Below are 14,037 nucleotides of genomic sequence, written 5' to 3' on the forward strand. Positions count from 1 at the left end.
ATAGGTTAGGGGAGGGCTTCCTTGCTGAGGCCTCCTACACATCGGGCAACAAATTATGCTTAATGATAATGATTGTCAAATGAGAAGACGAACTAATCGTGGCCTTGCCTGTTTGCAGTGAGTCTCTCTCGCTCGCCGTCGACGACTAATTATTTGCCGGTGCCGTCCGTTCTTCTGGGTGACAGGCCCGTTGGAAAACGGCCATCGATCAGCACCCGCAGGAGGACGCAATGGGTTTGTACCGTGCACACAGCATGTCTCTGTCTGGAGTTCCGGCTCGATGAGTATGCCAACCCGACTGCGGCTGTTTTGCCTGCCTTACTCAGGCGCCAGCGCCATGGTGTATGTGCGCTGGCGTCGATCCCTGCCGGACTGGCTGCAAGTGTGCCCGCTGGAATTGCCCGGCCGCGGCATGCGCATGGACGAGCCGTTGCAGCGCGACATCAAGGCTCTGGCCGCGCAGCTTGCAGAGGAAATCAGCCGCGACGTGAGCGGCCCATACGCCTTGTTTGGTCACAGCCTCGGCGGCCTGCTGGCCTTCGAACTGGCCCACGCCTTGCGCGCCCTCAACGTGCCCGCGCCGCTGGCGCTGTTTGCCTCCGGCACGGCCGGCCCTGCCACCAGGGATGTCAGCGAATACGCCGTCGAAAAGACCGACGAACAACTGATCGCCCGTCTGCGCGAACTGCAGGGCACCGCCGAAGAAGCCCTGGCCAACCCCGAATTGATGCAACTGATGCTGCCGATCCTGCGCGCCGACTTCCTGCTGTGCGGCAGTTTTGTCTATGGCCAGCGTGAGCCGCTGGGCCTGCCGATCCATGTGTTCGGCGGCAAACAGGACAGCGTGCGCGCCGACCAGTTGCTCGACTGGCAACTCGACGCCGCCAGCGGTTTTTCCCTGGACATGTTCGACGGTCACCACTTCTTTCTCATGCAGCACGAAAGCGCGGTGCTGCGCTGCCTGCGCCGCTACGCCGAAGACCACCTGGCCCGCTGGCGCAATGGTGCGGCGCGGCAGCTGGCCGCCGGCTGACAACCCCCTATTTCCCGATTTACCGCAAGCCGATTTCAGGCAGGAACCCCATGATGGATGCCTTCGAACTTCCCCGCACCCTGGTCCAGTCCCTTCAACGCCGCGCCGCGCAGACTCCGGACCAGGTCGCCCTGCGTTTCCTCGCCGAGTCCGCCGAGCACAACGTGGTGCTCAGTTACCGCGACCTCGACCTGCGCGCGCGCACCATCGCCGCCGCCCTGCAAACCAGCGCCGCACAGGGTGATCGTGCAGTGTTGCTGTTCCCCAGCGGGCCGGACTATGTGGCGGCGTTCTTCGGCTGCCTGTACGCCGGGGTGATCGCGGTGCCGGCTTACCCGCCGGAGTCCACCCGGCGTCATCACCAGGAGCGCCTGCTGTCAATCATCAGCGATGCCGAACCGCGCCTGCTGCTGACCATCGCCAGCCTCGCCGAGGGCCTGGCGCAGATTGAAAACGCGCCGCCGATACTCAGCGTCGATACCTTGCCGGGCGCCGGCGACTGGACCGCCCCCGAGCTGCAGCCCGACGACATCGCCTTTCTGCAATACACCTCCGGCTCCACCGCACTGCCCAAGGGCGTGCAGGTCAGCCACGGCAACCTGGTGGCCAACGAAGTGCTGATCCGCCGTGGCTTTGGCATCGACCTGAACCCACACGACGTGATCGTCAGCTGGCTGCCGCTGTACCACGACATGGGCCTGATCGGCGGCCTGCTGCAACCGATCTTCAGCGGCGTGCCCTGCGTGCTGATGTCGCCGGCCTACTTCCTCGGCCGGCCGTTGCGCTGGCTGGAAGCGATCAGCGAATACGGCGGCACCATCAGCGGCGGTCCGGATTTCGCCTACCGCCTGTGCAGCGAACGGGTCAGCGAGTCCGCGCTGGAGCGCCTCGACCTGAGCCGGTGGCGCGTGGCCTATTCCGGTTCCGAACCGATCCGCCTCGATACCCTGGAACGCTTCGCCGAGAAATTCGCCGCCTGCGGGTTCAGCGCCAACAACTTCTTCGCCTCCTATGGCCTGGCCGAAGCGACCCTGTTTGTCGCCGGTGGCCGCCGTGGCCAGGGCATCCCGGCGCTGCGGGTGGACGACCGGGCCCTGGCCGCCAACCGTGCCGAACCGGGGCAGGGCAGCGCGATCATGAGCTGCGGCACCGGTCAACCTGACCACGCTGTGCTGATCGCCGACCCGCATACCCTGAGCGAACTGGCGGACAACCACGTCGGCGAACTCTGGGCCAGCGGCCCGAGCATCGCCCACGGCTACTGGCGCAACCCTGAAGCCACCGCCAACACTTTCGTGCAGCACGCTGGCCGCACCTGGCTGCGCACCGGTGACCTGGCATTCATCCGCGACGGCGAGGTGTACATCACCGGTCGTCTGAAGGACCTGCTGATCGTGCGCGGCCACAACCTGTATCCGCAGGACATCGAACAGACCATCGAGCGCGAAGTGGAAGTGGTGCGCAAGGGCCGGGTTGCCGCGTTTGCGGTAAAGGACCAGGGCCTGGAAGGTATCGGCATCGCCGCCGAAATCAGCCGCAGCGTGCAGAAGATTCTGCCGCCCGAAGCGCTGATCAAAGCCATTCGCCAGGCCGTGGCCGAGGCGTATCAACAGGCGCCGAGCGTGGTGGTGCTGCTCAATCCGGGTGCGCTGCCCAAGACCTCCAGCGGCAAAGTGCAGCGCGCCGCCTGCGCGCTTCGTCACGCCGATGGCAGCCTCGACAGCTACGCGCAGTTCCCCGGCCTGCACACGCAGGCCGGTGATGCGGTGCTGGAATCCAACCTGCAACACCAGATCGCCGCGATCTGGTGCGAGCAACTGCAGGTCAACGAGGTCGCTGCCGACGATCACTTCTTCCTGCTCGGCGGCAACTCCATCACCGCCACCCAGGTGGTCGCGCGGCTGCGTGAAAGCCTGGGGCTGGAGCTGAACCTGCGCCTGTTGTTCGAAGCGCCCACCCTGCAAGCTTTTGCCGCCAGCGTCGCCCGTTTGCAGCTGGACGGCGGCGTCGCCGAAGGCGCGATTCAGGCCCTGCCGCGTGAGGTCGAACTGCCGCAATCCCTGGCGCAGAACCGTCTGTGGATCACCTGGCAGTTGGAGCCTGACAGCAGCGCCTACACCATCCCCGGCGCGCTGCGTTTGCGCGGCGAGCTGGATGAAGACGCCGTGCGCGCAAGCTTCCAGTACCTGGTGCAGCGCCACGAAGCGCTGCGCACGCGCTTCTACGAGCGCGACGGCCACGCCTTTCAGCGCATTGAGGCGAGCGTGGCGTTCGAGCTGCACGTCATCGACCTCAGCGACCTGCCCGCCCATGAGCGTGACGCCCGTGCTCAGCAGATTCGCGAGGAGCAGGCGCTTACCCGGTTCGATCTCGAAAAGGGGCCGCTGCTGTGGGTGACCCTGGTGCGTCTGAACGATGAAGAGCACCACTTGCTGGTGACCCTGCACCACATCATCGCCGACGGTTGGTCGCTGAATATCCTTATTGATGAATTCTCGCGCCTCTACGCCGCCGCCTCCCAGGGCCAGCCTCTGGAGCTGCCGCCGCTGACCCTGCGATACGCCGATTACGGCAGCTGGCAGCGCCAATGGTTGGCCGAAGGCGCAGGCCAGCGGCAACTGGCGTACTGGAAGGCTCGGCTTGGTGATGAGCATCCGGCCCTGAGCCTGACCACCGACCACCCACGCTCGGCCCATCACCGTCACAGTGCCTCGCGCCACAGCGTGCGCCTGAGCGCCGACCGCAGCGACGCGGTGCGTAAAGCGGCCCAGGCCCATGAGTCGACGCCGTTCATGCTATTGCTCGCCGCATTCCAGACGTTGCTCCATCGCTACAGCGGCCAGCGCGATATCCGAATCGGCGTACCCAGCGCCAACCGTCCGCGCCAGGAAACCCAGGGGCTGATCGGCTTCTTCATCAACACGCTGGTGCTGCGTGCCGAGCTGGACGGGCGCCTGCCATTCAATGAGCTGCTGGCGGCGACCCGCCAGGCCGCCCTCGGCGCTCAGGCCCATCAGGACCTGCCCTTCGAGCAATTGCTGGAAGCTTTCCCCCAGGCCCGCGAACAGGGCCTGTTCCAGGTCATGTTCAACCACCAGCAACGTGATCTCGGTGCGTTGCGCCGCCTGCCCGGCATGCTCGCCGATGAGCTGCCATGGCACAGCCGCGAAGCCAAGTTCGACCTGCAGCTGCACAGCGAAGAAGACCGCAATGGGCGCCTGAGCCTGGCGTTCGACTACGCCGATGAGCTGTTCGATGGCGCAACCATCCAGCGCCTCGCCGAACACTACCTCACGCTGCTGCAAGCCGCCTGCACGCAGCCACAACAGGCGATCGGCGATTTGCCGCTGATGCTTCAGGACGAGCAGCGCCACTGGAGCGCCGCGCCCTGTGCGCCTGCCACCCAGTGGCTGCCCGAGTTGCTCAATCAGCACACCTCGCACGCTACCACGCTGGTCTGGGAGCACGGCAGCCTGAGCTTTGCCCAACTGCACACCCAGGCCAACCGCCTGGCCCATTACCTGCGCGACAAAGGCGTCGGCCCGGACGTGTGCGTGGCCATTGCCGCCGAGCGCTCGCCGCAGCTGCTGGTCGGCCTGCTGGCGATCATCAAGGCTGGCGGCGCCTACGTGCCGCTCGACCCGGATTACCCGGCCGAGCGCCTGGCCTACATGCTGCACGACAGCGGCGTGCACCTGCTGCTCACCCAGACCTCACTGCTGGCGCAACTGCCCAGCGCCGAAGGGGTGTGCGTCATCGCCATGGACAGCCTGCACCTGGACAGCTGGCCAACCCAGCCGCCCGGCCTGCACCTGCACGGCGACAATCTCGCCTACGTGATCTACACCTCCGGCTCCACCGGCCAGCCCAAGGGCGTGGGCAATACCCATGCGGCCCTGGCCGAGCGTTTGCAGTGGATGCAGGCCACCTATCAGCTCAACGCCACTGATGTGCTGATGCAAAAGGCGCCGATCAGTTTCGACGTGTCGGTGTGGGAATGCTTCTGGCCATTGATCACCGGGTGCCGTCTGGTGCTGGCAGGGCCCGGCGAGCATCGCGATCCTCATCGCATCGCGCAGTTGGTGCAGGCACATGGCGTGACCACGCTGCACTTCGTGCCGCCACTGTTGCAGGTGTTTATCGACGAACCGCTGGCGGCCGAGTGCACCAGCCTGCGTCGCCTGTTCTCGGGCGGCGAAGCCTTGCCCGCCGAGTTGCGCAACCGCGTGCTGGCGCAACTGCCGGCGGTGCAGTTGCACAACCGCTATGGCCCGACGGAAACCGCGATCAACGTCACTCACTGGCATTGCGCGGTGGCCGATGGCGAGCGCTCGCCGATTGGCCGGCCGCTGGGCAACGTGATCTGTCGGGTAGTGGACGCGCAACTCAACCCGCTGCCGGCCGGTGTGCCGGGTGAGCTGTGCATCGGCGGCAGCGGCCTGGCCCGGGGTTACCTGGGCCGTGCCGGGCTGACCGCCGAACGCTTTGTCGCCGACCCGCTGGGCGAGTCGGGCACGCGCCTGTACCGCACCGGTGACCGCGCGCGCTGGAGCATTGACGGCGTGCTCGAATACCTCGGCCGTCTGGATCAGCAAGTGAAGCTGCGCGGGTTTCGCGTGGAGCCGGAAGAAATCCAGGCGCGCCTGCTCGCCCAGGCCGGAGTCGCCCAGGCCGTGGTGCTGGTGCGCGATGCGCAGTTGATCGGCTACTACACCGGCCATGCCGAGCTGGACGCTCATACGCTGAAAACCGCCCTGGCTGCCGAGCTGCCCGAGTACATGGTGCCCGCCGTACTGATGCGCCTGGACGCAATGCCCCTGAGCCCCAGCGGCAAACTCGACCGCCGCGCATTGCCGGAGCCGGTGTGGCACTCCCGCGAACACGTCGAGCCGCAATCACCGTTGCAGCAGCAAATCGCCGCGATCTGGCGCGACGTGCTCGGCCTGCCGCGTATCGGCCTGCACGACGACTTTTTCGCCCTCGGCGGCCACTCGTTGCTGGCCACGCAAATCATCTCGCGCACCCGCCAGGCCTGCGACGTCGAACTGCCATTGCGCACCCTGTTCGACGCCAGCGAACTGGGCGCCTTTGCCGCGCAGGTTGCGCGGATCCAGGGCGCCGGCCAGCGCAATCAGCAAACCGCCATCGCCCGGGTCGACCGCAGCCAGAAAGTGCCGCTGTCCTACTCCCAGCAGCGCATGTGGTTCCTCTGGCAAATGGAGCCCGACAGCCCGGCCTACAACGTCGGCGGCATGGCGCGCCTGCGCGGCGTGCTGGATGTGGGACGGTTCGAGGCGGCGTTGCAGGCGTTGATCATGCGCCACGAAACCCTGCGCACCACGTTCCCGAGCGTCGATGGCGTGGCGTATCAGCGGGTCGCGGCGCAAACCGGCTTGCGCATGGACTGGCAGGATGCCTCGGCGCTGAACGAAACCGAGCGCCAGCAACGCATCCAGCAACTGGCCGATCACGAAGCCCACACCCCCTTCAACCTGGAAACCGGGCCGTTGCTGCGCGCTTGCCTGGTCAAGGCCGCCGAGCAGGAACACTACCTGGTGCTGACCCTGCACCACATCGTCACCGAAGGCTGGGCCATGGACATCTTTGCCCGTGAGCTGAGCGCCCTGTACGAAGCCTTTATCGACGAGCGCGACTCGCCGCTGGCGCCGCTGCCCGTGCAATACCTGGACTACAGCGTGTGGCAACGCCAGTGGATGGAAGCCGGCGAGCGTCAGCGCCAGCTCGATTACTGGACCGCGCAACTCGGCCATGAGCATCCGTTGCTGGAGCTGCCCGGCGACCGTCCACGGCCGTCCGTGCAAAGCCATCGTGGCGAGTTGTATCGCTTTGATCTGAGCGATGATCTGGCGGCGCGCGTGCGTGCGTTCAACGCCAAACGCGGCCTCACGCTGTTCATGACCATGACCGCGACGCTGGCGGTGTTGCTTTACCGCTACAGCGGCCAGACCGACCTGCGCATCGGCGCGCCGGTGGCCAACCGCATTCGCCCGGAAAGCGAAGGGCTGATCGGCGCGTTCCTCAACACCCAGGTGCTGCGCTGCCGGCTCAACGGGCAGATGAGCGTCGGCGAGCTGTTCGAGCAGGTGCGCCATACGGTGATCGAGGGCCAGTCCCACCAGGACCTGCCGTTCGACCACCTGGTTGAAGCCCTGCAACCGCCACGCAGCGCGGCGTACAACCCGCTGTTCCAAGTGATGTGCAACGTGCAGCGCTGGGAATTCCAGCAAAGCCGCCAGCTGGCCGGCATGAGCGTCGAGTACCTGGCCAACGATGCGCGCGCCACCAAGTTCGACCTCAATCTGGAAGTCACCGACCTCGACCATCGCCTGGGTTGCTGCCTGACCTACAGCACCGACCTGTTCGATGAACCACGCATTGCACGCATGGCCGCGCATTGGCGCAACCTGCTCGAAGCGCTGATCGCCGATCCGCAGCAGCGCCTCAGCGAATTGCCGTTGCTCACGGCAGTAGAGCAGCGTGCATTGCAGGACAGCCTCGGGGTTGAAGCCGGCGAGCACCGTCTCGACCAGTGCCTCCAGCAGCTGTTCAGCCAGCAGGCGCGTCAGCGTGCCGACGCACCGGCGCTGACCTTTGCCGGTGAAACCCTGACCTACGCAGAACTCGATGCGCGCGCCAATCGCCTGGCCTGGGTACTGCGCGAGCGCGGCGTGGGCCCGCAGGTGCGAGTGGGCCTGGCGTTGCCGCGCTCACTGGAAATGGTCATCGGCTTGCTGGCGATCCTCAAGGCTGGCGGCGCTTACGTGCCGCTGGACCCGGAGTATCCGCTGGACCGTTTGCACTACATGATCGAAGACAGCGGCATCGGCCTGTTGCTCAGCGATGCGGCGATGCTCGAAGCCCTTGGCCCATTGCCGGCGACGGTGGCCTGCTGGTGCCTGGAAGATGACCTGCCGGCGCTGGCGAACTACCCGGCCGATGAGCTGCCGTTTATCAGCCTGGCGCAACACCAGGCGTACCTGATCTACACCTCGGGCTCCACCGGCAAACCCAAGGGCGTGGTGGTGTCCCACGGTGAAATCGCCATGCATTGCCAGGCAGTGATCAAGCGTTTCGGCATGCGTGCGGACGACTGCGAGCTGCATTTTTATTCGATCAACTTCGACGCCGCCACCGAGCGTTTGCTGGTGCCGCTGCTCAGCGGCGCGCAGGTGGTATTGCGCGCCCAGGGGCAGTGGGATGCCGAGGAAATCTGCGCGCTGATCCGTACCCATCGCATCAATATTCTCGGCTTTACCCCCAGCTACGGCAGCCAGTTGGCGCAATGGCTGGCCACGCAGCAGCAGACGTTGCCGGTGCGCATGTGCATCACCGGTGGCGAAGCGCTGACCGGTGAACACCTGCAGCGCATTCGCGCCGCGTTCCAGCCGCAGGTGTTTTTCAATGCCTATGGCCCGACCGAAACCGTGGTGATGCCGCTCGCCAGCCTGGCGCCGGAGCAACTGGAGGAGGGTGCTGCCAGCGTACCGATCGGCAGCCTTATCGGCGCGCGCGTCGCCTATATTCTCGACGCCGACCTGGCCCTGGTGCCGCAAGGCGCAACCGGCGAGCTGTACGTCGGCGGTGCCGGTCTGGCCCAGGGGTATCACCAACGGCCGGGCATGACGGCGGAGCGTTTTGTCGCGGACCCGTTTACCCGCGAGGGCGGTCGCCTTTACCGCACCGGCGACCTGGTGCGCCAGCGTGCCGACGGACTGGTCGAGTACCTGGGCCGCATCGACCATCAGGTAAAGATCCGTGGCTTTCGCATCGAGCTGGGCGAGATCGAAACCCGCCTGCTCGAACACCCGGCCGTGCGTGAAGCGGTGGTGCTGGCGCTGGATGCGCCGAGCGGCAAACAGCTGGTCGCTTATTGGGTCAGCGATGCGCAGCACGGCGCGTTGCGCGATGCGCTGAAGGCGCACCTCAAGGCGCAGTTACCGGACTACATGGTGCCTGCGCACCTGATTGTGCTCGACAGCATGCCGCTCACCGCCAACGGCAAACTCGACCGCCGCGCCTTGCCGCAGCCCGATCCCGAAGCGAATCGCCAACAGTACGTGGCGCCACGCACCGCACTGGAAAGCACCCTGGCCGCCATTTGGTGCGCGGTGTTGAACGTGCAACAGGTTGGCCTCGACGATAACTTTTTTGAACTGGGCGGCGATTCGATCCTGTCGATCCAGGTGGTCAGCCGCGCGCGTCAGGCCGGAATTCACTTCAGCCCGCGCGATTTGTTCCAGCACCAGACCGTGCACACCCTGGCCGCCGTCGCCACGCGTGCCGAGCAGGTAGTGGCCGAGCAAGGGTTGCTCACGGGCGCCTCGGCGCTCACGCCAATCCAGCACTGGTTCTTCGACACCGACATCCCGGCGCGCGAGCACTGGAACCAGGCGTTGCTGCTCAAGCCGCTGCAATTGCTCGACCCTCATCGCCTGGAGCAGGCGTTGCTGGCGGTCCTGGAACATCACGATGCACTGCGCCTGAGCTTCACCCGGCGCGATGCGCAGTGGTACGCCGAACACCTGGGCGTGCCGCACGGTGGCGTGCTGATGCAGGCGCAGGTGCAGGACATGGCGCAATGCGTCGCACTGTTCACCGAAACCCAGCGCAGCCTCGATCTGCAACATGGCCCGCTGCTGCGCGCGTTGTTGGTCGACGGTCCCGAGGGGCAGCAACGGCTGCTGATCGCGATCCATCACCTGGTGGTGGATGGCGTGTCGTGGCGCGTGTTACTCGAAGACCTGCAGAACGTTTATCGCCAACTGAGCGAAGGCCGCTCCGTCAGCCTGCCGGCCAAGACCAGCGCGCTGCGCGAGTGGGCGGCACGCTTGCAGGCGTATGCCCATAGCGAATCCCTGCGTGAAGAGTTGAGCCTGTGGCAACGTCAGTTGGCCGGGCCTGCCTCGCTGTTGCCGGTGGCGCGACCACAGGGCGCGTTGCGCAACCGCGATGCCGAGACGGTCAGCGTGCGCCTGGATGCCGAGCGCACCCGCCAGTTGTTGCAGCAGGCGCCGAGCGCCTACCGCACCCAGGTCAACGATCTGCTGCTGACCGCCCTGGCGCGGGTGGTGTGTCGCTGGAGCGGCCACGACTCGGCCGTGATCCAACTGGAAGGCCACGGCCGCGAAGCACTGTTCGATGACATCGACCTGACCCGCAGCGTCGGCTGGTTCACCAGCGCCTATCCGGTGCGCCTGACGCCGGCGGCTGCGCAGGGCGATTCGATCAAGGCGATCAAGGAGCAACTGCGCGGCGTGCCGCACAAAGGCCTGGGCTACGGCGTACTGCGTTACCTGGCCGACGACCTGTGCCAACAGACCCTGGCGGCGCTGCCGGATGCGCCCATTACCTTCAACTACCTCGGCCAGTTCGACCAGAGCTTTGGCAGCGACGCGCTGTTCCATCCGCTGAATGAGTCGGCCGGCCTGGCGCACGACCCGGACGCGCCGCTGCCCAATGAGCTGAGCGTCGACAGCCAGGTGTACGGCGGCGAACTGGTGCTGCGCTGGACCTTCAGCCGCGAACGCCATGAGCCGCAGACCATTCGCGCGCTGGCCGACGGGTATCTGGCCGAGCTGCAAGGCCTGATCGCCCATTGCCTGGAAGACGAAGCTTTTGGCCTCACGCCGTCCGACTTCCCCCTGGCGCACCTGAGCCAGGGGCAGCTCGACAGCCTGCCGGTGGCGGCAAACCGGATCGAAGACGTCTACCCGCTGACGCCGATGCAGGAAGGCCTGCTGCTGCACACCCTGCTCGAACCGGGCACCGGCCTGTATTACATGCAGGACCGCTACCGCATCGACAGCGTGCTCGACCCCGAGCGTTTCGCCCAGGCCTGGCAAGCGGTGATCGCACGCCACGAGGCCCTGCGTGCGTCGTTCTGCTGGAACGTCGGCGAAGACATGCTGCAAGTGATCCACAAACCCGGCAACACGCCGATCGAGTACCTGGACTGGAGCGGCGACCGCGAAGACCAGCACGAGCCGCGCCTGCAAGCGTTGCTCAAGCAGGAGCGCGAAGCCGGGTTCGATCTGCTCAACCAGGCGCCGTTCCACCTGCGCCTGATCCGTGTGGGCCAAGCGCGCTACTGGTTCATGATGAGCAACCACCACATCCTCATCGATGCCTGGTGCCGTTCGCTGCTGATGAACGACTTCTTCGAGATCTACCTCGCCCTCGGCGAAGGCCGCGCGGCGCAACTGGCCACGCCGCCACGTTACCGTGACTACATCGCCTGGCTGCAACGCCAGGACCTCAACGAAGCGCGCCAGTGGTGGCAGCGCAACCTGCAGGGTTTCGAGCGCACCACGCCGATCCCCAGCGACCGGCCGTTCCTGCGCGAACATGCAGGCCACAGCGGCGGCATGCTGGTGGGCGACTGCCACACCCGACTGGATGCCCGTGACGGCGCGCAACTGCGCGAACTGGCCCAGGCCCATCAACTGACCGTCAATACCTTTGCCCAGGCGGCGTGGGCCCTGGTATTGCGGCGTTTGAGCGGCGAGCGTGACGTGCTGTTCGGCGTCACCGTGGCCGGGCGCCCGGTGGACATGCCCGAGATGCAACGCACCGTTGGCCTGTTCATCAACAGCATTGCGCTGCGGGTGAAGCTGCCCGAGGACGACCAGCCCTGCAGCGTGCGCCAGTGGTTGAACGACCTGCTCGACAGCAACATGCAACTGCGCGAGTACGAATACCTGCCGTTGGTGACGATCCAGGAACACAGCGAACTGCCCAAGGGCCAGCCGCTGTTCGACAGCCTGTTCGTGTTCGAAAACGCCCCGGTGGACACCTCGGTGCTGGACCGCGCGCAGAGCCTGAACGCCACCTCGGATTCCGGCCGCACCCACACCAATTTCCCGCTGACGGCGGTGTGCTATCCGGGCGATGACCTCGGTTTGCACCTGTCCTACGACCAGCGTTACTTCGATGAAACCACCGTACAAGGCATGCTCGGTGAGTTCAAACGCCTGCTGCTGGCGCTGATGCAGGGCTTTCACGGCGACATGACCGACCTGCCGCTGATCGGTGAGCAGGAGCGTGCCTTCCTGGTGGAGGGCTGTAACCAGAGCGCACAGGATTACCCGCTGGCGCGCAGCTACGTTGAGCTGTTCGAAGAACAGGTGGCGCAGCATCCGCAGCGCATTGCCGCCAGTTGCCTGGACCAGCGATGGACCTATGAGGCACTGAACCGCCGCAGCAACGGCCTGGGCCATGCGTTGATCAGCGCGGGTGTCGGCGTGGATCAACCGGTGGCATTGCTGGCCGAGCGCAACCTCGACCTGCTGGGCATGATCATCGGCAGCTTCAAGGCCGGTGCCGGTTACCTGCCGCTGGACCCGGGCCTGCCTGCTCAGCGGCTGAGCCGCATCATCGCGCTGAGCCGCACGCCGTTACTGGTGTGCAGTGAAGCGTGTCGCGAACAGGCCATCGAGTTACTCGATGGCACCGATTGCCAGTTGCTGGTGTGGGAGGAGGTGCCGGCCCGTGGTGAAAATCCGGGCATCTACAGCGCACCGGATAACCTCGCCTACGTGATCTACACCTCGGGCTCCACCGGCCAGCCCAAAGGTGTGATGGTCGAACAGCGTGGCATGCTCAATAACCAGTTGAGCAAGGTGCCGTACCTGGACCTGTCGCCAGCGGATGTCATCGCGCAGACAGCCTCGCAAAGCTTTGATATTTCCGTGTGGCAATTTCTCGCGGCGCCGCTGTTCGGCGCGCGGGTGGAGATCGTGCCGAATGCCATCGCCCATGATCCCCAGGGCTTGCTCGAACATGTGCAGGCCCAAGGCATTACCGTGCTGGAAAGCGTGCCGTCGCTGATCCAGGGCATGCTGGCCCAGGAACGCGTCAGCCTGGACGGGCTGCGCTGGATGCTGCCGACGGGTGAAGCGATGCCGCCGGAGCTGGCGCATCAATGGCTGCAACGCTATCCGCAGATTGGCCTGGTGAATGCCTACGGCCCGGCTGAATGCTCGGACGACGTGGCGTTCTTCCGCGTCGACCTGGCCTCGACACGCGGCACGTACCTGCCGATTGGCACGCCGACCGACAACAACCGTTTGTACCTGCTGGACGGTGCGCTGGACCTGGTGCCGCAAGGCGCCGTGGGCGAGTTGTGTGTGGCCGGCACCGGTGTGGGCCGTGGCTATGTCAGCGATCCGTTGCGCACCGCCCAGGCGTTTGTGCCCAACCCGTTCGGCGCGGCGGGCGAGCGTCTCTATCGCACCGGTGACCTTGCCCGTCGCCGCAGCGATGGTGTGCTGGAATACGTGGGACGTATCGACCATCAGGTGAAGATTCGCGGTTACCGTATCGAGCTGGGTGAAATCGAAGCGCGTCTGCACGAGCAACCCGAAGTGCGCGACGCGGCGGTGGGCGTGCAGGAGGGCGTCAACGGCAAACACCTGGTGGGCTACCTGGTGGCCGCCGACGCGGCGCTTGACCCCGGCGAACGCCTGGATCGCATCAAGCAACGCCTGCGCGCCGAACTGCCGGAATACATGGTACCGCTGCACTGGCTCTGGCTTGACCGCCTGCCGCTGAACGCCAATGGCAAGCTCGACCGCAAGGCCTTGCCAGCCCTGGAGATCGGCCAGTTGCACAGTCAGGCCTACCTGGCGCCGCGCAACGCGCTGGAAACCACCTTGGCCGCGATCTGGGCCGAAGTGCTCCAGGTTGAGCGTGTCGGCGTTGAGGACAACTTCTTCGAACTGGGCGGGCATTCGTTGCTGGCCACGCAGATTGCCTCGCGGGTGCAGAAAACCCTGCAACGCGACGTGCCGCTGCGGGCGATGTTCGAGTGCAGTACGGTGGCGGAGCTGGCCGAGTATATCGAGGGGTTGGCGGGCAATGAGATCAGCGTGGAGAAGGTGGGCAGGTTGAGTGATTTGATGGCCGAGTTGGAGGGGCTTTAACCGCTGCTGTCTGTTCTGGCCTCATCGCAGGCCAGCCAGCTCCTACATTTGATGTGTGAATAC

The 14,037-nt window shown here is 65.6% G+C and carries 2 protein-coding genes; both read left to right on the forward strand.

Annotated features, from left to right (window positions below; all coding sequences use genetic code 11):
* The first annotated feature begins 280 nt into the window (after positions 1 to 280).
* Positions 281 to 1,033, forward strand: a complete 753-nt coding sequence (locus ACXX81_RS05920) for a thioesterase II family protein (RefSeq protein WP_458571350.1) — start codon at positions 281 to 283, stop codon at positions 1,031 to 1,033.
* Between the two features lie 50 nt (positions 1,034 to 1,083).
* Positions 1,084 to 13,974, forward strand: coding sequence for a non-ribosomal peptide synthetase (locus ACXX81_RS05925; RefSeq protein ID WP_458571351.1), 12,891 nt, complete (start codon positions 1,084 to 1,086; stop codon positions 13,972 to 13,974).
* Positions 13,975 to 14,037 lie beyond the last annotated feature (63 nt).

The organism is Pseudomonas sp. GNP013, from assembly GCF_054343995.1.

Excerpts from the sequence above, each read along its gene's own strand:
- ACXX81_RS05925 (WP_458571351.1), top strand. The coding sequence starts at position 1,084 with ATGATGGATGCCTTCGAACTTCCCCGCACCCTGGTCCAGTCCCTTCAA.
- ACXX81_RS05920 (WP_458571350.1), top strand. The coding sequence starts at position 281 with ATGAGTATGCCAACCCGACTGCGGCTGTTTTGCCTGCCTTACTCAGGC.